The following is a 21,384-nucleotide window of genomic DNA, read 5'->3' on the forward strand; positions in this document are numbered from 1 at the left end:
GTTGTGGCGCGTGGAGATCTGACAGATGCACAGTGGTCGCGGCTGGAGCCGCTGCTGCCGATGGGCAAGAAGGCCGGGAGGCCGCCGGTTTGGACCAGGCGGCAGCTTATAGACGGCATACGGTGGCGGACGCGGGCGGGAACGCCGTGGCGGGATGTGCCCGAGCGGTACGGGCCGTGGGACCGGGTCTACGACCTGTTCCGCCGGTGGCAGCGTAACGGCACCTGGCACCGGATTCTGGAGCAACTGCAGGCCGATGCCGATGCGAAGGGCCTGATCACGTGGGACGTCAGCGTGGACTCCACGGTCTGCCGTGCTCATCAGCACGCCGCCGGGGCACGTAAAAGGGGACCTTCAAAAGGAACCGCCCGGCGGCTTCGTCACCGAGCCCGACGACCACGCCCTCGGACGTTCCCGCGGCGGTCTGACTACGAAAATCCACCTCGCCACCGAGCAGGGACAGAAACCACTGTCACTGCTCATCACCGCCGGCCACCGGCACGACAGTCCCTACTTCCGCCCGGTCCTGGAGAAGATCCGAGTACGCCGTCCAGGCCCCGGACGGCCGCGAACCAGACCTGACAAGGTCCGGGGCGACAAGGCCTACGGATCCCGCGCCAACCGCGCCTACCTGCACGGACGCCGGATCGCCTGCACCATCCCGGAGAAGGCGGACCAGATCCGCAACCGCAAGAACCTCGGCTCCCGCGGAGGCAGACCACCGAAGTTCGACAGGGAAGACTACAAACAACGCCACGCGGTCGAGTGCGGCATCAACCGCCTCAAGAGACATCGCGCAGTGGCAACGAGGTACGACAAACTCGCCGTCCGCTACGAAGCCACCGTGCTGGTCGCAGCCATCAACGAATGGCTTTGACCAGCACTTTCGCAACAGGCCCTAGTGCCGCATCAGACAACGTTCGCCCTGTTGTGACCGCCTGGACAACCATCCCGAAGGGAAGGTCGCGATACCTGCCTTCTGGCGTCAGGGACAGGCGTCACGAGATGATCATCAAATGGCAGATGTGATTTTCTTTGATCTGGACGGCACCCTGGTCGATCACCGAAGCGCGGTCTTCGAAACGATCGGCCAGATCGTCGAGGCTGCGCCGAACGCGACGGCTCCACCGGAGGAGCTGGTGACGTTGTGGTGGACGCTGGAGGCGCGCCACATGCGGGAATACCTGGCCGGTCAGTGTTCCTTCGCTGAGCACCACCGACGCAGGCTCCGTTCCTTCCTGCCGATGCTGGGCGAGCCGGTTCCTGAAAGTCCCGGCCTTCTGGACGCCTGGATCGCCGAGCGCTACCTCACCGTGTTCGAGGAGTCCTGGCGGTGCTATCCCGATGTCCAGCTATGCCTGGAGACCCTGAAACGGCTTCCCCGAGGACCACGTCTGGCTGTTCTCACCAACGGGGACCCCGAGCAGCAGCGCGCCAAGCTCGCCCGCTTCGGCCTCTTCGAATACTTCGAAGCCGTCCTGACCCCGACCGAGCTCGGTGCGGCCAAGCCCGGCGCCTACGCCACCGCCTGCCGGCGGATGCGGACGGACCCCGCGCAGGCGGTCAACGTGGGCGACATGCTGGAAAGCGATGCAAACGCAGCCGCCCTCGCCGGGCTCACCGGCATCTGGCTGGACCGCGGCATCGACTTCGTCACCGGTGGACCATCGCCGACGGCAGACGAGACGGTGCTCCGCATCGAACGGCTCACCGACCTCCCCGACCACCTATCACACACGAACGCCTGACCGGCTCTCATGGCATCAGCTGGTTCCAAGAATCACGGCCAGGTTCCAACTACCGTGGCTCGGCTCAACGAACCACTCGACCCGTTGGCCCGGGGCGGTCTACGGGGGTGCTCAGCGTGGCCAACCGAAGCGCTCGGTCACAGTGACGCGTTGCCCTGGTGATCACCGGTTCGGTGTTGGCCCGTCAAGCTATGCGGGTGGCAGATCGAGTACGGGTTCGTGAGATCGATGATGACGAGGGCCGGCGGCTGCTGCGGATCATCCGCAGGGGCACCGGCTCGGTGGTGACGTGGCGGCGCGCGCAGATGGTGCTGCTGTCTGCCCAGGGCACGCTCGTGACGAAGATCGCCGAGGTGACGTTCACCAGCCCGGACCGGGTCCGCGATGTGATCCATGACTTCAACACCGACGGCTTTGAGGCGCTCTACCCGAAGTACAAAGGCGGAAGCCCGAGGACCTTCACCCTTCCGGAGCGGCGCGAGATCAAGAAGATCGCCAAGTCGAAGCCGGCCGAGCACGGACTGCCGTTCTCGACCTGGAGCCTGGCCAAGCTGGCCGACTTCCTGGTCGCCGAGGGGGTGGTCGACGACATCAGCCACGAGGGCCTTCGGGTCCTGCTCCGCGAGGAGGGCGTCTCCTTTCAACGCGTGAAGACCTGGAAGGCCTCCCGAGACCCCGACTACGCGGCGAAGAAGCCCCGGGTCGAGCACCTCTACGCGATCGCCGACGGCGAGGTCATACCCGAGCCAGATGAGCCCGAGGTCGTCTTCGGCCTGGACGAGTTCGGCCCGCTCAACCTCCAGCCCCACCCTGGGCGGCAGTGGGCCGAACGCGGTGGAAAGCACAAGGATCCCGACCGTGACCCTAGGCCCCGCCGCCGCGCGACTTACACCCGACCCCACGGCGTCCGGCATCTGTTCGCCACCTACGACCTGGGGAAGGACAAGCTCTACGGCCACGTCAAGAAGACCAAGAACCGCTCGAAGTTCCTGGAGTTCTGCCGCTACCTGCGCAGTCTCCACCCGGCCGACGTGCGCATCGCCATCGTCTGCCACAACTTCTTCCCGCACCTGACCACCAAGCGCTGCCGTCGGGTCGCGGACTGGGCCGAGGCCAACAACGTCGAGATCGCCTACACCCCGACTAACAGCTCCTGGCTCAACCGCATCGAGGCCCAGTTCACCGCCCTGCGCTACTTCACCCTCGACGGCACCGACCACTCCAGCCACAAGGAACAGGGCAGCATGATCCGCCGCTACATCATCTGGCGAAACAAGAACGTCCAGGACGAGCACTTACGCGAAGTCGTCAACAGGGCGAACGTTGTCTGATACGGCACGAGTCACCATTCCGGGCGTCGGGGAGCGGACTGCCCATATGCTGCTGGCCGAGCTCGGCCCGGACATGACCGCCTTTCCCACCGCCGACCACCTCGTCTCAGGGCGGAGTTCGCCCCACGAACCGTCCAGTCCGGAAGGAAGAACACCTCCGCGCCCACCGGCAAAGGCAACCCCTGGACCAAGGGCGCCATCGGCGAGGCCGCGTTATCCGCCTCGCTCCAACTCCTTCCTCGGCGCCCGCTACAAACGCATCGTCAAGCGCCGAGGCCGCAAGAGAACCCTGGTAGCCGTCGGCCACTCGCTCCTGGTCATCGTCTGGCACCTGCTGAACGACCCCGAGACCCGTACACCGACCTCGGCCACGACCATCACCTCGTCGACCCCACCCGGCGAACCCGCGACCTGGTCCGCCAGCTCCAAGCCCTCGGCCACGACGTCACCCTCGCTCCCGCAGCCTGACCAGCCAACTCCCCAAAGCTCAGGCCAACGAACGCTTCAGCATGCCCTGACCTGGGGGATTTTCCGTTCAGGCACTCACGTCGAATCCGACGTCGCCTTCGCCGTCCACGTCGGTGCGCAGGGCAAGGCGAGGCACTTCTGACCGAGGCGGACCTCCGCGACGCGGTCGCCGCCGGCGACGTCGGAGCCGGACTTCCATCGCCACAGCGGCAGGATCTCCGGACCGAACACCCTGCGTACGAGCAGCAGGTCGCCCAGGCCCTCGCCGCCGTCCAGCCCGAGCTACTACTCGAAGGGGTCGGCGATCAGTGCCGTGCCCACACAGCGGAAGCCGAGTCGTGCGTAGATCCGCTACTGGTTGTATTGAGCCATATCACCTCCGTAGTCTGGCAGTTGTGGACGCGGTCGTCTTTGCCCTCACTGCCATCGGAACCATCGCTGGTGTCATCAGTGCCTATTTCACCTATGTGGCCATCCGCCACCAGCTGTCGAGAAGACGGCGGTCGCTCCCTGCGCCACCCCGCCTGAGCAGCGGAGCCGACGCACGGAGCGATCCGGCGGAGTACGACGTGTTCGTCTCCCACAGCCGCCAGGACGCCGAGTGGGTGACAGCTTTCGTCGAACGACTTCAGGGGGCGGGGCTGAGGGTGGCGTCCGACGAGATCGTGTTGCGGCCGGGGGACGTACTCATCCACTCCGTCGAAGAGGCGATCCGACGCGCGACACATGGCCTTCTCGTCTTCAGCCCGGCTTCGATGGACGACGGGTGGACCAAACAGGAGTACGCCACACTGATGCAGCGCTCCATCGAGACCGGTCAAAGGTTCATCCCCGTCCTGATCGGTTCCGTTGAGCTGCCGGAGTTCGCTGCCAATCGCCACTACTGCGACTTCCGCGGTCTGGACGGCCGCGCGTACCAGCGGCGCGTGGACGAGATCGCCCGGGCCCTGCGAGGCGACGATGCCTGACGTGTTCATCTCCTACGCTCCTGACGACACCGCGTGGGTACACGCGCTGGCGGACCGGCTCCGCCAAGCGGACCTCCAAGTCGCTTACGACGAGGTCGTCCTGGGCCCTGGCGACGTCGTCGTGCACGGGCTGGAAGCCGCGATCCGGACCACGGCCACCGGTCTGCTGATCTTCAGCGCTGCCGCTCAGGCCAGCTCCTGGGTCCGCGAGGAGTACGCCACGCTGATGCGCCGCACCATCGCCGGGGAGCAGAGGTTCATCCCCGTCATGCTCGAGGACGTCGAGCTGCCGGAGTTCGCTGCCAATCGCCGCTATTGTGACTTCCGCGGTGTGGACGGCCATGAGTACCAGCGGCGCGTTGCCGCACTAGTCAGTGCGATTCGAGGCGAGCGATCGGAGCACGAGACGGCCTCCCCGCGTCCGGTCCCCGGGAGCGGGCTGCGCCCGGAAGGCCCGCGACGTTTCGTCCTCCGGCTCGGCGTCGACCAGGTCACCTTCGGCCCCGACGGCGGTGTCGCGTCGGAGCACGAACCGTCCGTGGCCGGCCCGCGCCTCGATGACCTGGTATGGCGCCTGGAGAACACGCTACGAAACCCCGGACGCCCATTCCAGAGCGCCAGCGGCGAGGGCGGACCAGAGACGCTGCTGACCGAGTGCGGCCGGGAACTGGGCAGACTCTTCCTTTCCGGCCGGGCGGGGGAAGCCCTGGCTTGCGAAGTGGCGAGGGCCGAGGCGATGAATGCGTCCTTGCGCCTGGGGCTCGAGGTCGACGGCGAGCTGTCCGAGCTGCCATGGGAGACCCTTGCCGTCCCCGGCTGCACGACACCACTGGCACTGCATCCGCGCGTTCAGATGTACCGCCGGACCACGGCGGAGGCCACTCCGGGGATAGCCATTCCCGGGCCGCTGCGCATCCTCGTGGCGGTGGCGAGTCCCGAGGGGGCCGGCGGAGGGCCTCTGCTGGATCTTGAGGCGGAGCTCGCCAAGATCCTCGACGCTGTCGAGTCCGCGCGCCACCGCGCCCATGTACGCATCCTGAATCAGGGCACGCTCTCGGCCGTCCGGACAGCGCTCCTCCAAGAGCGTTACCATGTGCTCCACGTCTCCTGTCACGCCGAGCCTGGTGTGCTGCTGATGGAGGACGAAGCAGGAGGAACGGACCGGGTCGACTCCGACCGGTTCGTCCGGCAGGCGCTTCCGCCCGACCGAGGCGTGCCGCTGATGGTGCTCTCGGGCTGTTCCACGGCCCGCGCCAGGGCGGGAGGGCCCGCGCCGGAAGAGTCGCTCGGAAGCCTTGCCCGCGGGCTGTCGGCCGCCGGGGTGCCTGCGGTACTCGCCATGACCGCGGCGGTCACCGACTCCTACGCGACGGCGCTGACCGGACGACTCTATGGCGAGTTGAGCCTCCGTGCCTCGCCGGAAGTGCTTCCGGCTTTCTGCGACGCACGCCGCCTGCTCGAGGAGGAACGCCGCCACCTGCCCAGCGGCCAGAAGGGTGACTCGCGTGCGGAGTGGGCCACCCCCGCGCTGTTCCTGCGCGGGCCGTCGTTGCCGCTGGTCGGCGCGGACAGCGGCTTCGAGCAAATTCCCGCGCTGGCCGAGGCGCAGTTCCCGGACGGAGTGCCCCTGCGCAAGGTCGGCGAGTTCGTCGGGCGCCGCAGCGAGCTGCGTACGCTGTCGAGTTCGCTGCGCGGTGACACACCGGGCGTGGTCCTGCACGGTATCGGGGGAATCGGTAAGAGCACGCTGGCAGCCCAGCTCCTGCGCCGCCTGGGAGATGACACCGGGTGTGTCGTGTCCGCGATCGGACAGACGTCCGTGGACCAAATCCTCGACGATCTCGCACGTGCGCTCGTGCGAACAAGCGACGACGAGGAGGCTCGACGAGTCGCCTCCTTGCTACGCCAACCGCGACACTCCTGGCCGAACCGCCTCAGGGAGCTCGGACCGCTGCTCGGGCAAACCCGGGTGACTCTCCTGCTGGACAACTTCGAGGACAACCTGCGCTCGGCCGAAGGGGGCTGGCAAGTGCGGGACCAGGAACTCGCCGAGTTCCTCGCCAGCTGGATCCGCACCCCAGGAAGGCACCGGCTGCTCGTCACCAGCCGCTATCCCTTTCCCCTGCCGCGACGCGCCGACCGTCGGCTGACCGGGCATCAGCTCGGACCGTTATCCTGGCCCGAAGCCCGCAAGCTGATGTGGCGCCTTCCGGCGCTGGACGCGCTCTCCCCGTGTGATCAGGAGCGGGCCTATGCCGGTGTCGGCGGACATCCCCGCACGTTCGAATACCTCGACGCGCTCCTGCGCGGCGGCCGCGCCCGTTTCGCGGATGTATCCGAACGCATCGAAGCCCTTCTCGAGAGCCGCGGCGTCGGCGACCCGCGTGGCTGGCTGCGCACCGCGGGCTCCGACCTGGACAGCGCCCTGGCCGCGAGCATCACGCTGTCCGTCGACGACGCCCTGTTGCACGAATTAATCGGCCTGCTCAGCCCGTTCGCGCTGGGGGTGCTGGCCAGAGCCTCGGTCTACCGACTGCCCGTGGATAAGGGGGCCTTGGCGGGGCCACTGGCCGAGCCCGGCATGCATCCGCCGGACGCCGAGCCGGTGCACCTCGATGACGTGATCGACATTCTCACCGACTTCGGCCTGCTCAGCCGCATCACGCCAGCCGGGCAGCCCCTGGACGCGCCCTCCGTCTTCCTCGTCCACCGGTGGACGGCCGGCACCCTTGCCAGGCTCCTCGAACCCGAAGTCCTCCGCGCTGCCCACCAGGCAGCGGCGCAGCACTGGCACGGGCGTATCAAGGCACGGCTGGGGAGCGCCTCTGGCGAGACGGAGAACGTCGCCGATGCGATCGAGGGCCGCTTCCATTTCCACGCGGCCGGTGATGTCGACACCGCCGCCGTCATCACCCGCCAAGTCTGTCATCTCCTGCACACCTGGGGAGCATGGAACTGGGAAGAACGACTGCTGAGAGAGACTCTCGGCTGGCTGCCGCCGGATGACGCGGAAGCCGCCTCATTCCTCAACGACCTCGGCATCCTCGCCCAGGACCAGGGAAGGTCCGACCAGGCCCTGGCCCTTTACAAGCGGGCCCTGGCCGTCCTTGAAGGCTCGGGTGACCGAGCCGGAACGTCCGCGGTACTCCACCAGATCGGCCGAATCTCCGAAGGGCGCGGAGACCTGGACGATGCCGTAGCCCACTACGAGCAGTCCCTGGCAGTCGCGGAAGAATTCCGCCTACCGTTGGGGATCGCCCACGCACATCATCAGCTCGGCCGGATCGACCTCATGCGAGGAAAGTACGACCGGGGGCGGCTCCGGATCCAGCATGCTTTGGACACCTTCGAGGAAGAGAACGACCACGAGGGCATCGCAGACAGCCACCACCAACTAGGCAATGCCAACCTTCTCACAGGAAACCTCGAAAGCGCTGCTCAGCATTTTCGGACGGCCCTCAGGATCCACGCAGGGCTTTACAACCGCTTCGGCGTCGCGCGCATGCACATGTGTCTCGGTGGTGTCGCCAGCCACCGGGGAGACATGGACTCGGCTCGGACGCACCTACGGCAGGCACTGTCCATACGGGAGGATCTCGGCGACCTCATCGGCATGGCCAACTGCCACAGAGACCTCGGAGTGCTCGCCACCCTCACCGGCGATTACGACGGGGCGCTGCGCTACTTCGAGCAGGCGCTCACCGTATTCGAAGAAGAGCACTACCAACTAGGCATCGGACGCGCCCACAGCGGCCTGGCAGACCTCTTCACCAGACGAGAACAGACCGAGCAGGCAATCGACCATGCCCTGGTCAGCTTGGGAATCTTTCTCGGTCTGGAGGCACCGCCAGAAATCCGTGAGGTGCTGTCGCTGCTGAAGCGCCAGCGCCGACAGGTGGGAAATGAAGCGTTTCATCGGCTGCTCAGCCTCCACCTTGACGACGCATCAGTCACGAACGTAATCCAGGCACTCGGGCCCGAAGACACCGACGGGCAGTCGAGCTGAACGGTGTGCTGCCGAGCAAGAAGGTGAGGGGGCTGTTCGTGGCCGAGCTGCACGATGCCGCATCGGTAACGGCATGGGCGCTGACCGCGACCTGGCAGTTCGCCCATCCAGGCGGTGTGGGGCTGGTCGTCGGCGGGCGCGGCCGGGACCGGGACGTAGATCTCGGGCCGGACGGTGACCTTGGCGGGGGGCGACTCGCCACGTCGGCAAGTGCTGCTCCCCGCACCCGCGGGGATGGTCCCGATGCCGTCGCCGGGGCCGTGTACCGAATGAACTGCTCCCCGCACCCGCGGGGATGGTCCCTGGACCCGTCAGATGTGGAGTCGCTGACCCGACTGCTCCCCGCACCCGCGGGGATGGTCCCTCCAGCGCCATTACCCCAGCACCCCCTGCAGTCTGCTCCCCGCACCCGCGGGGATGGTCCCAGAGACACGCTCTTGGTGTACGCGTAGAAGCGCTGCTCCCCGCACCCGCGGGGATGGTCCCGGGTCCGCCTGCTCGCTGGTGATCTGGTTGACCTGCTCCCCGCACCCGCGGGGATGGTCCCCGCTGGATCGGGCCACCGACGAAACTCAGTGTCTGCGGTTTTCTGGCGTTATATAGGTGACCGGTCCCGTAACGGAATCTGGAGATTCCCTAAAACGGGCTCCAGCCACTCAGCGCAGCGGATGTCACAGTCGGCCCCTAGTGTGCTCGAAGAGATAAGCACCAGAGCGAGGAGGAACGCAGGTGACGGGGCTCGATTGGATGTACGGCCGGGATCTTCCGCTGTTGAGTCTGACCTTCGCGCGTGGCCTCACTGCGCGAGAGCTGCTGGAGCGGATGGGCGCGGATGACAGCCTGGCCCTGCGCAGCCAGGAGGACTTCGACGACGAGTTCGGTGATTTGCTCTACGCCGAGGACTCGTATGTCGTCAGCGCGGGCCGGCACGGGGAGTGGGCATGGGCGTGGGAGCACGACAGCTGGCAGTGTGTCGCTGACGATCGGCTGGTCTGCGATGTCTCGATGGGGACGCAGGCCCTGGTACTTCACGCCAACGAAAAGCCCATGGTGGAGTTCCGCTACGCCGAGAACGGGCACCTGATCACCGGCATCAACACCGTGATGGGCCTCCACCCGGATCACTACACGGGCTGCGACCCACACAGGTTCATCCCCGCAATGCGCGCGCTGGATGCCGCGCCCGGGAACGGGGACTACGGCCCGCTGGGTCCACGAGGCCTGTTCTTCCGCCTCGCCGAAGACCTCGGCGTCGGTCTCCCCCACGCCGATCTGACCACCAACCCGGTACTCAGCGCCGAACTCCAGCCCAGGCCGGACATCGACGCCCGACCGCCCGAATCAGCGGCTCCGTAGTACACCCGCCTAATGAACGGGCCCGTCTTTCGTCACCCCAGACCACGCATTTCGTCACCAGTTCATGGTCCCCCGGCATCGCCAGAGTCGCGCACTCCGTAGCACTGCTCCCCACACCCGCGGGGATGGTCCCCGAACGGCATCGCCCGCGCGTGGCCGGTCTATCTGCTCCCCGCACCCACGGGGATGGTCCCGCCGGCTCCATCAAGGCCAGGCTCGCCGGGAACTGCTCCCCGCACCCGCGGGGATGGTCCCGTCGTCTACGCCGCGCAGACTAGGGGCATGGCCTGCTCCCCGCACCCGCGGGGATGGTCCCCACATGCAGGTGGACTACCGGCCCGACACGCACTGCTCCCCGCGCCCGCGGCGATGGTCCCAACCGGACCCTGTCCCTGGTCAACACGGGCCACTGCTCCCCGCTCCTGCGGGATGGTCCTGACATGATGGAGCTGCTGCTCCGCGACATCAACTGCTCTCCGCAGCCGCGGGGATTGATCCCCCGGAACTGACCGGAACCGACGTCGGCAAGAACTGCTCCCCGCACCCGCGGGTATCGTCCCCACCAGTCCCGTTGGACGGGGATGGTCCCAACTCCCAGGGCATGCGGCTCAACTACTGGGTTTGCTCCCTGCACCCGCGGGGATGGTACCCGGACCGTGCGCACGTCGCCAGCCGCCTGGGCCTGCTTCCCGCGCCCGCGGGGATGGTCCCCAGCCGGTCCGCTCCTGCACCAGTTCGTGGATTTGCCCCGCCTCCGCGGGGATGGTCCCGGCGGTTACGACATCCAGGTGGCCACCGGCCACCGGCCACTGCTCCCTGCACCCTGCACCCTGCACCCGTGGGGATGGTCCCCAGTCCAGTGCGAACTGTTGGATGCTGAGGTACTGCTTCCCGCACCCGCGGGGATGGTCCCACCCCGACCGCCAACTCTCGCGCAACGGCCGGCTGCTCCCCGCACCCGCGGGGATGGTCCCGCCGCCGACGCCATGCCGCCCAACCGGTCCGTCTGCTCCCCGCACCCGCGGGGATGGTCCCTGGTCCCGGCGATCGCCCGCGCCTACATCCCCCTGCTCCCCGCACCCGCGGGGATGGTCCCGACGAGCTGTACGCCGCGATCGGCACGCCTCGCTGCTCCCTGCACCCGCGGGGATGGTCCCAGCCTTGGTCAGCGCGATCGACCCGGCGAGTTCTGCTCCGCGCACCCGCGGGGATGGTCCCTACTGGATCCACTCCGCAGGCCAGGCCCACAACTGCTCCCCGCACCCGCGGGGATGGTCCCCCGCGCCGCTGGCGCATCGGCCACAAGCCCAGCTGCTCCCCGCACCCGCGGGGATGGTCCCGTGACCAGGTCGCCGATGGCGATCTGGGACAACTACTCCCCGCAGCCGCGGGGATGGTCCCTGTCTGCATATGGAGTTCGTGTTTCTGTCGACCTGCTCCCCGCACCCGCGGGGATGGTCCCCTCGGCTGGGGTCGAGCGACCTCGTTGGATGACTGCTCCCCGCACACGCGGGGATGATCCCGCGCAAAGCCCCCGGCCCACAAGGCGGTGCAACCTGAGAGCGGGGGCTGACGGTGGCGTCTGCCCCCAGCGCTTACATCGGCGGCCCGGGGCTGCGGCGTGTGAGCGCGGTGCCCGCAGGCGCATTGGTCGGTTGGACGGCGTCGGACGGGTTCATCTCGCTGGCCCGTGAACAGGCCACCCGTCTGCGAGCAAAGACAGCATGAGAGTTATCGTGCAGGCCGCGATATCAGGGCTGCTGGTCCAGCTCGGACACACACCGTCGCCGAAACGGCCGGACGGAGGCAACCTGGTGTCCTTGCCAGCTCGGTCACTGCGCCGGACCACGGTGACGGGTAGGTGTGCGAACCGCCGGGGCCCGCCCGCCTGGTCATGATGGGGATCCGAGCTGGCGCGGTTGTATCTGCCCACTCCATGGACGGACGACCGTGAACGCTGCCGTCGGTCCGGCAGTCAGGACGATCGCCTTTCAGACGAAAGTGGCGATGGCCAAGGCGTGGTCCGAAAGGCCATCGCGGACTAGACCCAATACCGGTGATTTAGGTTGTCTTCCGGCGGGTCGGTCTGGCCTTGGTCGGCCCGACCAGGGTCACGCGGGGAGTGTCCGGCCGGGGCGGATTGTGGTGCTCGGCGCGTTTGAGCTTCCAGTTGGACATCTTGCGTTTGATGACGCGGGGGCTGGAGCGCAACCGCCGGGGTGCCAAGAGCCGTTCGCGGATCTCATGCAGGGCCGTGACCAGTGCCCGGGCCAGCCGGGAGGGGGGAAAATGCCGCCTGGTCGGTGACGTGGCGGCGGACGACGCGCAGGGTGCGGGTGAAGGAAATCCGGTCCGGGTCCTGCTCGGATTGCTGTGCGGCCTGGTGCATTAGGTCTCGCAGTGCGTGGTGCACCAGCAGGAAGGCGAAGATCTCCTGCTCGGCGCCGCGGGGGTGCTGGGAGCGTAGGACGAGGCGGGGGCCTCCGAGATGAGTCTTGATCTCATCCAGCGTGCTCTCGATCTCCCATCGCTGGGCGTACAGCGCGGCCAGCGAGGCGGCAGGGCCGGCTTTCGGGTCGAGGATGGTGGTGATCAGCCGGTACACCGTGTCGCTGCCGTCGCGGCCGAGCGTGTACTCGATTACCCGGACCCGGGCCGGGTCCGCGCGACGGTTCTTGTCCCGGGCCGCAACAATCTCCGAGAGGTAGGAGCCGTCCTCCAGCAGGGCCCGGACGGGGAGTACGGCGTCGTTCCTGACCCGCCACAGCAGGTCGGCGCCGGTTGCGGCGGCGGCCCGCCACAGGTCGAAGCCGCGAAAGCCCCGGTCGGCCAGCAGTAGCATGCCCGGCGTCAGTGAGCTGAACAGGCGCTGGGCCAGCTCGGTTTCATGGACAGCCAGCGGTCCCGCCTCCGCCGCGAAGACAGCGTGGGTGCCGCACTCGGCCAGCGCGGCCACCCTCACCTGCGGATAGGCGCTCTTCTCCTGTCCGCGGCTGGCTCCCGGGCGGCCGAAGAAGGCGGCATTGGCCTCGGTGTCCGGCACGTCGAAGGTGGTGCCGTCCACCGCGACCAGCCGCCACCCCCGATACCAGGCCCCGCTCGTGTCCTCGGTCGCCACCGGCCGGCACACCCGGGCAAACAGTGCCTTTAGCGGCTCCGGGCCCAGTCGCAGACGGGCCCGGCCGATCGCCGCGGTGGTCGGCACCTGCCAGGTCCCCTTCCACCGGCCCATCCGCTCCAGTCCGTGCGTCAGGAGTCGGGCGACCTCCTCATAGCCCTGCCCGGAGAACAGACACATCGCCAGCACGAAATAGACCACCACCCGGGCGGGCAGCAGCCGTTGGCGCTGCTCGACCCGGCCACATCCCGCGACCACCTCATCCACCAACTCCGGCGGAAACGCGCGGGTCAGCACCCCAATCGCGATCCGATCCGAAAATCGGTCATCCGACGACGACTTCACCTGTCCGGGCCTTGGCACACCACACCCAACGACCCGAAAACCCCAAAGTCACCGGTATTGCATCTAGGCGAGCAGCAGGTTGGCGCGGGCAGAACGGGCGAGGACGCCGTGAACGGCGATCTCCTGCAGATGACGGAAGTGGACGGCGAGGGCGCCTCCCCGTGTGTTTGCGTTAGCCGGTGTACACCCGCGGTGGATGCCATACCGAGTTGACTGGCATGCTCCTCAACCGCCGCAGGTGTTTGGCCTGGCCTCCTACGTTACGCAAGGATTCTCGAACGACACGGCCGGTTACGGCAGTTGAGCCCGGCATGCGGGCCATGAACCATCACAATTCCGCCCGGCGAGAACGGGTCAGCGGAGTTCGATCCGCCGGGACCGGCCCACGAGAAGGCAGAATGCCCTCCCCACTCATGTCGACGACGAGTTTGTCGACGAAGCGGCATATCCGAACTCGCGAACGCAATGCTCTGATACTGCGGCTGTGGCCATTCGCGGCAGATGTCGCTAAATGGCTCCTCCCTTTGCAACAGTCAGCTCAACCGTTCGATGGCCTTCACGATCAGGGTCCGCGCCGCCTGCCCGTATACGGCAAGGTCCGTGAGCCTCGCGAAGGCCCGTAGGTAGATGTCCAGTTCGCCGGGGGCTGTGACTGTCACGCGAGCCGCGAGCAGCTCCACGTGAATGCGCGCGTCGTCGAAGACGGTGAACTGCTCCAGAGGCCACATGATCTGCTCCCGGGGGGCCTCCGCGGGGATGATCCCCACAGACATCGACGGCAGCGCCATCGAAGCAAGGAGGGCGCCGAGTTGGCCGGCCATCACCTCTGCATCCCCGACGTGGTGGTGGAGGACGTTTTCCTCGACGAGCGTCGCGAAGCGGTGGTCCCCTTCGTGGACGACGCGCGAGCGGCGCATGCGGGCGTCGACCGCCTCGCTCACGTCGTCTGGTGTACCGCGGAAGCCCGCGATCGTGCCCATGAGTGCTGTCGCATAGCCGGGCGTCTGAAGGAAGCCGGGTACGACATGGGATGCGTAAACACGGAACAGACGTGTCCGTTCGTACAAGGGCGTAGACGCCTCCTGCAGGTGCCTCATGCCCGTGCGCTGGAGCCGCCTCCACTGGACATACATGGAGTCAGCCTGGCGGTTCGCCGCGACCAGATCCGCCGCCTGACCGTCTGCCCCGCAGGCCACACACCAGGCCCGTATGTCCGCATCCGACGGGGCCGTGTGTGCATTCTCGATCCGGGACGACTTGGCGACGGACCAACCGCAGCGTGCTGCCAGCTCCTTGCCCGTGATCCCCGCGTCCAGACGCAGCTCTCGTAGGCGTTCGGCGAGAGCTGCGCGCGCTTCCTGCACGCTGGACATGGGGAAAGGGGGCATGGCCTCTTTACTTGATCTCGTACTCGTCGTGCGGGATGGCGCACCCCCAGATCTTCTCGAACGCGGCGGAGCACATCTCCACCAGCCCCGGATCATCGCGCAGTTCCTTGTCCAACCAGTCCCCGTCACCGGAGAAGTGGTGCACGCGCATCAGCCGGCCGTCGAAGACCCAAAAGTCGTTGACCGGCAACAGCAAGTCCGTGGCCTGCCGCCGAGGCAGCCACCGCACCTGCTCGCCCGCGGCCACATTGGCTTGGGTGACGTAATGCTCCCAACGGATGTACTCGGTCACCGGCTCGGACACAACCCGTGCCCGACGCACATCCACCCCTCGCGCCACAGCGTCGGAGATCTGCTGGTGGAACGGCCGCCACCACGTCCCCCGGTCGTCCCAGTCGGTGCGCTCACCCTTTTGCCAGGCCTCGAAGCGCGGGTTGCTGTAGTAGACGTCCCTCGTTTCCAGGTGGACGGCTGACCGCTCGGCTCTAGCAAGGAGCTCACCGAACTCCGGAATCGAGCTCATCACACGCCTTCCTGATGATCGGGACCATGCGCCTCGGGATCCTGATGACCGTCTCGGTCGGCGGGATGGGCGCCCTGGCCGGAGACGTTGAGTCACACCGGGCGGCCGACTCGTCGTCGGCCGTGTAGCTCTGGATCAGCAGATCAGCTGTGTCCGTGTCCACCCACACGGTTGGGCATCCGTCGTCGTCCGTGTCGGGGTCGATCCCGACAAACCGAATGTTCATGGTGGCTGACCTCCCGCGCTAGCCGGTTACAACGATTTGCACCACAGTCACGCTCCTGGAGGGACGCGGTCAAGAGCAGGTACTAGCCACGACCTGCTATCACCAACTCTTCTGTAATCCGGTGCAACTTAGTGGACGCTGCAAGGCGCCGCTCCCTACGGTCACGACAACGCTTCTGACGATGCGACGGGGGACGGCCCGATGATGACGATCAAGGTGTACCGCGTGGATGCCGTGTCCGGACAACGGCGTGAGACATGGCGGCTCACCGTCCCCAAGGGCGACCCCGAGCGACTTCCGGATTCTCTCGCCCTATCTCCGTGCCGCTGCCCCCGCTGCAGGGCCGCCCGATGACCGCGCCAGCCACGTCCGCGCTTGCACTGCCCTCCGCCGAAGACCTCAGCTGGGAACAGTACGCCGGGCGGGCCTGCGTCTGGTGCGACAAGCCCCTGACTACCGCCGCGCGCAGCGTCGGCACAGCGCGCGGCCGTATGGGTGCGCATGTTCTCGACATCGAGGTGTACGCGGGCCCGTGCTGCCCGCAGGAGGTACAACGGTCATGATGACGATGAGCGGCATCCGTTTCTGCTGCATCTGTGACAGGCCCATCACGGGCAAGGCGCAGAAGATTGAGCAGTTCTCTGCGAGCGGTGCCCGGCCCGACAAGCTCCGGCATCCTCATGGAGATCCGGCCTGCAAATCGCCTCGCTAATCCCCCTGCCCCCTCCTCCGCACCCGTCCCGGTCGAGGGGGCGGGGTCCCTCCCCCTCCGTGGCCATCACCGACGGCCACCGGGGGCGACAGCCTGGTCTGTCCGCGTCCCCCGTCGTGGACAGACCGGGCTGCTCCACGTCCGCGTCAATGGCTCTTCCTGAAGGCTTGGTTAGGACTCTGGCCCTGCGGAACCGCGCGCGGCCGGAGCGCTGGCAAGCCGGGGTGCCATCGACTACCAGGCGGTGTCCCTGGTGGGCGTCGCTCCGGTCGGGTGAGAACCCTTTCCAGTGCCCGGGCAGCTCGCTTCCCCGGTGCGCTCGCTTCTGCCCGCCGGTAGGTTGGCGGGATGTCTGACGGAATTCGATGGATTGGTGAGCACGCCTACGAGGATGCGAAGGGCGGCGTGCCCGGGATGCGTGGCAGCATTTCGCTGACAGCAGCCCGCGGCGTGGAGACGGAAGACTTCCTGGTACGCCTCGGAGGCGACCCCGAACAGCTTGACTGCCAGGACCTGTACAAGGACCGGGATGAGTTGGCTACGCCCTCCGGTGTGGACATGACGCACGTCAGCCGTGCGATGTACGGCACCTGCGGGGACTGGGTGTACGTCCTGGAGGACGGCTTCGCCGCTACCTGGTTCTTCGGCTACCGGAGCGTGCCGGAGATGGCGCCGCTCGTAGGTGAGGAGATCATCTGCCTCACGCTGAACCGCCACGATGCCCCCTCCTTGATCCTCCACGCCCCGGGAGACGAGGGGCGGACGTGGGAGGCCGAGTTTCGTTCAGGCGCGGATTGGTCGCCGGAATTGGACGCGGCGCTGCGGGCGGCGGGGGCTGTGTTCCCGTCCCTGTACGACGGCGTGTCCACTGAGGAGGAGGTGGAGGTGTACTACGAGGAGCATGCGCACGAGATCCCTGCGCGTGTGTTCACCGGTGTTGGCCGCTACTGCGGTCTCACGATCGACCGAGCCACGGTGGAGGCCGGCCTGCTCCCGCTGGCCATTCTCCCCGCGCCGGCGATGTGACCTGCCGGCCGGTGGGGACGCCCCCCTTGGGGCGCCCCCACCGGCTGCTAGGTGGCCGCTACTTTGCGGTCATCGTGCAGATGACAGGGTTGACCGGCTTGCCGAATGCGTCGGTGGCCGCGCAGTTCCCGGTCATGCGGGTGTTGAGCCAGTAGGCGTCCTTGTCCATGATGCGCATCTGCTTCATGAAGTTGGTGAAGTTTCCGCCCATCGACTCCTGGTTGTGGATGCCGGAGATGGACGAGCGCCCGCACACCTCGTGGAATGTCGGCACCTTGCCGTTGTCGATGTTGTAGAGGTGAATCTTCGTGCCGTGCTTCTTGGCGAAGAACTGCACGCAGGCGCTCCCGTTCGGGGTGCCGGTGGTGCTGCCGGTGGGGACGGCTTCGTTCAGGCCGCCTTCGCTCTTCTTCATTCCACCGCTGTTGTAGGAGGAGGCGAAGGCGAACTCGTCACAGTTCAGCTTGTCCGTCGCATCGTCCAGCGCGCTGGCGTCGCCGTTTTCCGCAGCCCACTTGTCGGGGCAGATGCGGTCTCGGTTCCTGGTGTTCTGTGCGCTGTCGCCCATGTAGTACAGGGGCTTGTTGTCTACCTCGGAGCCGGCGTGGTTCGGCAGCACGGTCTGGATCAGCCATCCGTGCGCCGCGGCCTGCGGGTACCTCTTGGCGTTGAAGACGTACGTAGGGGCGGAGTTGACGAAGACACAGCCCGTGGTCCCCCACTTCGTCTTGAAGGTGTCGCAGCGGATCTGGTCCAGGTCGGGGGTGTCCTGCCAGTAGCCCTTGCTCCACTGGTAGTCGACCTTCTGCTCCATGCCCGGCGAGTGGACCTGTCCTTCGATCTTGACGTCCGGCTTGTACCGGTACGTCATGTCGGCTGCGGACGCATCCCATGTGTACTTCGTGGTCAGCGACGCCGTGTGCGTGTCGCCGGGCTTCCAGGTCGGGGTAGCTGTCCAGTCCCCGCCCTGGGGCTCGATCGGCTTGCACGAGCCCTGGCAGATGTGACCGTTGAAGGCGGACAGGCTGATGCCACCGTCGAAATCGGCCGGAATGTTGACGCCCTTAATGGTGAGGGTTTCGGTGAAGCTGTCCGGGCCGTCCAGGCGGAGCGTGCGGGTGAAGTTGAAATCAGCCTTCGCGATGGGGTCGTCGTCGGGGCCCAGGTAGTAGGTGACCGGCCGGGTATCGCACTCCTTGAACCGGTCGGCGTAGGCCCCCATGGCGCCGTTCTCGCACCAGCCCGCGTCCCGCGTGCTCTTGGACTCGGCGGGCTTGTCCGGGGTCGGGGCGATGCAGAGCTGGCGGCCGTCCTTGGCGGTCGGACCGCACTGCTTCTGGGCCTTGTAGGTGCTGCGCGTGACGCCACCGGAGGCCAGCGGCTTGGTCTGCTTGCTGTTGGGTGCAGTGGTGAAGCCCGGGTTCGGCGCGTCATAGACCGGCGCCGGGAGCGCCAGGTCCACAGGCAGTTCGATGCGGAGCCTCGCCCACGGCGACCACGACGTCTCATACAGGGAGCCGTCGTAGGCGCTCGTGTGGAAGACGTAGTCGACGTTCGGGTTCAACCACTTGGGGTCGACCGTCACCGTGGCTGCGGAGCCGGAGTTGACGTAACCGGACACCTTCACGCCGTACTCGTTGTCCTCGATTTTGACTTTGGTATTGGGCTTGCCGCCGGAGTCGACGGTCCACACCTCGAAGGTGAGGGTGGATTTGTCGCCGTCGGCGTCGGTGACGGTGTTCCGCAGCTGGACCTTTCGGGTGTTCACGCTCCAGGTGCCCAGCCCCTCGTCGACCTGTTTCCAGGCCGGTCCGGCGGACGGCTTCTTGCCTGACACCGGGCGGGCTCCGGCCCTGACTTCTCTCTCGGGGCCTGCGGCCGGCCGTGTGGACGGTGCGGCGTTGGGGTCGGGGTTCGGATCGAAGGTATCGGCGGATGCGGTGGTCGCTACGCCGGATCCCAGGAGCAGCACGGTGGCGGCGCCGCAGGCTAAGCGGGACAGGATGCGACTTCTTCTGGAAGTTCCAGACAAGAGATGTTTCCCCTCTGGCCCTACCCCGCGTGTTCCCCAGGGGCAGGGCTGATCGGATGGATCGGCTTGGTCGCGCCGCCTCTTGTCTAGGCGTGGTCATAAGGGCCATTCAAGACCGTGAACTGGGGCGTTCGTCCCTAACTGGAGCCAACGGACGTGACACTCAACACGGTTGTACAAAGCCGGGTCAAAGTTTCGCGCGCTGGCGGTCGAAAGTGGCAGAGGTGGTGGGGTGCCGAACTCCACCGCGGGGGCCTCACAGTGATGCATGACAGAGAGAACAGCTGCAGGAGATCGCGCGGGAGATCTGGTCTACCGCAGATGTCGCATTTCCTTGTCCGCCCGCTGGATCGCCCTGGGTGTCTGGGTGAGGTGAGCGTCGATGCGCGCGAGGTTGATCGCCGCGCCGGTGAGCTGGTGCTGGAGACTGGTCTTCGCGAGCCCGCGATAGCGGGATCTGCGCAGGCCGCAGCGCCCGACCCCCTGAGAGATGGTGCCTTCGACCCCGGCCCGGATCTTGTAGCGGTCTTTCCATGCATCGGTCTGCTGCTCGGTGCGGACTCTGCGGACCACCTCGTGCTCGTCCCGTAGGCGAAGGTTCATATTCCGGGATTCGGCCTTCGGGGAGTTGACGCATTTGCTCAGGTCGGGGCAAGGCCGGCAGTCCACGGAGGCGAAGCGGACCCGAATCACCGGCAGGCCGTGCTGCGACTGCCGTTGGTGCCATTGGGCGCTGGTGGCACCGTTCGGGCAGGTCACCTGCTGGTGATCCCAGTCGATCGTGAACGCGTCCTGGCCGAAGGGTGTGCCGGCCCGGGCGGCGGTGCTGGCCACCATGGGCCCCAACAGCGCGACCCCGTGATCGAGACGGGCGGCCACGACCTGGGACGCGGTGGGATACCCCGCGTCCACCCAGTGCTCGGCGGGCAGGCAGTCCCGTGCGGCCAGTTCGGCGTGGATACTGCGGCTCATCACCTGGTCCTGGGTGGTGGAGACGGTAGTGGCCACGTTCGTGATCAGGTTCGGGGCGTCTGCCTCGCAGGTCTCGGTGAGATGGACTTTGTATCCGTGCCAGACGGTGTCCCGTTTGATACTGCCGCGCGCCTCGGGGTCATAGGGGTTGACCAGGCGCATTGCGCCCGGGGGACGGTCTTGGGGGGACCGGTAGGCCACATCCCCCTCGACCCGGTGGAACTGCTGCACCCAGACCTGCCGCAGGACTTCGACGCTCTCCAGAGCTCGCAGTTCTTCGGGAGAGGTGGGCAACCAAAGGGCCGTCAGGAGCCGCGTTCCGTCCCGGGCGATCCTCAGCCGGACTTCGTCCCTCTGTGCTTGCGTCTTGGGGAAGCGGGAGTTCTCGGCCCGGGTGGCGTAGTGGTCGAACCAGTCTGGCTCGGCGATCTCCCTCAGCCAGTCCGGTGCCACCTGGGCCAGCATGTTCAGCGCCGTGCGCAGTGTCTCGGCCACCATGTCCAGGGCGTTCAGATTCCGCGCGGCCGTGAGCACATGCGTGGAGTCGGTGCGGGCCCTGCCCGCTGTCTTGAGCAGTCCTTTCTCCCGGGCCACGGCCAAGATGCCGTCCAGCACCCGGCGCCCACCGTCAGCTTCGAGCAGACGGTCGCGAAACTCCGTCAGCACCGTGAAGTCGAAACCGGGATCGCCGAACTGAAGGCCGAGGGCGTACTTGAAGTCGATCCTGGCCCGCACCGCCTCCGCGGCCTGCCGGTCGGTCAGCCCTTCCGTGAACTGCAACACCAACACCAGCGCCAGCCGCCCCGGTGACCAGGCGGGCTTACCCCGAACCGGGAACAGGTCCGCGAACTCGACGTCCGTGAACAACGGCCCCAGCTCGTCCCGGACCCGAATCGCCAAGCTCCCTTTCGGGAATGCGGCCCGAGCCACCCGCACCGTCTCCGCCGGGATCTCCCCCGACCCCTTCGATTGCAACGACACCCGGCACCCACCCCATACGACAACGTCGGCCTTCAAGACCACAACCAGGTCTTGAAGGCCGACGTCACGCAGGCCCCGGATTAACCAACAGCGTCCTTCGTTTCCAGCGTTGCCTCGGTCACTCGGAGGGTTACCTCACACTGCAGAGCGCACACTGGGCTACTCTCTGTGGATCACCACGTAC

At 67.0% G+C, this 21,384-nt stretch carries 12 protein-coding genes, 3 pseudogenes and 3 CRISPR repeat arrays; of the genes and pseudogenes, 9 read left to right on the plus strand and 6 right to left on the minus strand.

Annotated features, from left to right (window positions below; genetic code table 11):
• Nucleotides 1-3: 3 nt before the first annotated feature.
• From OG966_RS00565 to OG966_RS40595, 4 genes and pseudogenes are all read left to right on the plus strand, one after another.
• Nucleotides 4-877 (plus strand): IS5 family transposase gene (locus OG966_RS00565; RefSeq protein ID WP_326647296.1). Its coding sequence is split into 2 segments (ribosomal slippage): nt 4-395 and nt 394-877, totalling 876 coding nucleotides; the frame shifts between segments, so codons are not numbered across the junction.
• A 139-nt stretch (nt 878-1,016) separates the two neighbouring features.
• On the plus strand, nt 1,017-1,748 hold the full coding sequence (locus OG966_RS00570; RefSeq protein ID WP_326647299.1) for an HAD family hydrolase: 732 nt from the start codon (nt 1,017-1,019) through the stop codon (nt 1,746-1,748).
• A 197-nt stretch (nt 1,749-1,945) separates the two neighbouring features.
• On the plus strand, nt 1,946-3,079 hold the full coding sequence (locus OG966_RS00575; RefSeq protein WP_326647301.1) for an IS630 family transposase: 1,134 nt from the start codon (nt 1,946-1,948) through the stop codon (nt 3,077-3,079).
• Nucleotides 3,072-3,176 (plus strand): annotated as a pseudogene (locus tag OG966_RS40595) (transposase); the annotation flags it as partial. The gene OG966_RS00575 and the pseudogene OG966_RS40595, both read left to right, overlap by 8 nt.
• Before the next feature lie 447 nt (nt 3,177-3,623).
• On the opposite strand, the pseudogene OG966_RS00580 reads toward OG966_RS40595, so the two are convergent.
• Nucleotides 3,624-3,829, minus strand: a pseudogene (locus OG966_RS00580) (ATP-binding protein); the annotation flags it as partial.
• Between the two features lie 113 nt (nt 3,830-3,942).
• Between OG966_RS00580 and OG966_RS00585 the strand changes: the two are divergent.
• The 4 genes and pseudogenes from OG966_RS00585 to OG966_RS40600 form a co-directional block, all read left to right on the plus strand.
• Nucleotides 3,943-4,515 carry a toll/interleukin-1 receptor domain-containing protein gene (locus OG966_RS00585; protein WP_326647303.1) on the plus strand — a complete coding sequence of 191 codons (573 nt, stop codon included), beginning with the start codon at nt 3,943-3,945 and terminating at the stop codon, nt 4,513-4,515.
• Nucleotide 4,516: 1 nt separating this feature from the next.
• The gene (locus OG966_RS00590) at nt 4,517-8,521 is read left to right on the plus strand and encodes a tetratricopeptide repeat protein (protein ID WP_326647305.1); all 4,005 of its coding nucleotides are present in this window, start codon (nt 4,517-4,519) and stop codon (nt 8,519-8,521) included.
• A gap of 213 nt (nt 8,522-8,734) precedes the next feature.
• A CRISPR array of direct repeats spans nt 8,735-9,069; the repeat unit is 29 nt; unit sequence CTGCTCCCCGCACCCGCGGGGATGGTCCC.
• 181 nt (nt 9,070-9,250) lie between these two features.
• A complete protein-coding gene (locus tag OG966_RS00595; protein ID WP_326647307.1) occupies nt 9,251-9,877 on the plus strand; it encodes a DUF6461 domain-containing protein in 627 nt (208 codons plus the stop codon).
• A gap of 104 nt (nt 9,878-9,981) precedes the next feature.
• Nucleotides 9,982-10,255: direct repeats of the CRISPR family, unit length 29 nt; unit sequence CTGCTCCCCGCACCCGCGGGGATGGTCCC.
• A 445-nt stretch (nt 10,256-10,700) separates the two neighbouring features.
• A CRISPR array of direct repeats spans nt 10,701-11,400; the repeat unit is 29 nt; unit sequence CTGCTCCCCGCACCCGCGGGGATGGTCCC.
• Nucleotides 11,401-11,793: 393 nt separating this feature from the next.
• Nucleotides 11,794-11,919: pseudogene (locus tag OG966_RS40600) on the plus strand (IS701 family transposase); the annotation flags it as partial.
• 200 nt (nt 11,920-12,119) lie between these two features.
• Here OG966_RS40600 and OG966_RS00600 read toward each other — a convergent pair.
• The 3 genes from OG966_RS00600 to OG966_RS00610 all read right to left on the minus strand — a co-directional run bounded on the left by OG966_RS00600 (nt 12,120) and on the right by OG966_RS00610 (nt 15,251).
• Nucleotides 12,120-13,358: an IS4 family transposase gene (locus OG966_RS00600; protein WP_326647309.1), complete on the minus strand. Its 1,239-nt coding sequence runs from the start codon at nt 13,356-13,358 to the stop codon at nt 12,120-12,122.
• Nucleotides 13,359-13,873: 515 nt separating this feature from the next.
• Nucleotides 13,874-14,728 (minus strand): helix-turn-helix domain-containing protein, encoded by an 855-nt coding sequence (locus tag OG966_RS00605; protein WP_326647311.1) that lies wholly within the window; start codon nt 14,726-14,728, stop codon nt 13,874-13,876.
• A 7-nt stretch (nt 14,729-14,735) separates the two neighbouring features.
• The gene (locus tag OG966_RS00610; protein WP_326647312.1) at nt 14,736-15,251 is read right to left on the minus strand and encodes a DUF6879 family protein; all 516 of its coding nucleotides are present in this window, start codon (nt 15,249-15,251) and stop codon (nt 14,736-14,738) included.
• Between the two features lie 1,286 nt (nt 15,252-16,537).
• Between OG966_RS00610 and OG966_RS00615 the strand changes: the two genes are divergently transcribed.
• A complete protein-coding gene (locus OG966_RS00615) occupies nt 16,538-17,215 on the plus strand; it encodes a hypothetical protein (protein ID WP_326647313.1) in 678 nt (225 codons plus the stop codon).
• A gap of 58 nt (nt 17,216-17,273) precedes the next feature.
• On the opposite strand, the gene OG966_RS00620 is transcribed toward OG966_RS00615, so the two are convergent.
• Both OG966_RS00620 and OG966_RS00625 read right to left on the minus strand, forming a co-directional pair.
• Nucleotides 17,274-19,052 (minus strand): hypothetical protein, encoded by a 1,779-nt coding sequence (locus tag OG966_RS00620; RefSeq protein ID WP_326647314.1) that lies wholly within the window; start codon nt 19,050-19,052, stop codon nt 17,274-17,276.
• A gap of 507 nt (nt 19,053-19,559) precedes the next feature.
• Nucleotides 19,560-21,194, minus strand: a complete 1,635-nt coding sequence (locus OG966_RS00625; RefSeq protein WP_442806797.1) for an IS1182 family transposase — start codon at nt 21,192-21,194, stop codon at nt 19,560-19,562.
• Between the last annotated feature and the right edge of the window lie 190 nt (nt 21,195-21,384).

Source organism: Streptomyces sp. NBC_01750 (assembly GCF_035918095.1).
GTDB lineage: Bacteria > Actinomycetota > Actinomycetes > Streptomycetales > Streptomycetaceae > Streptomyces.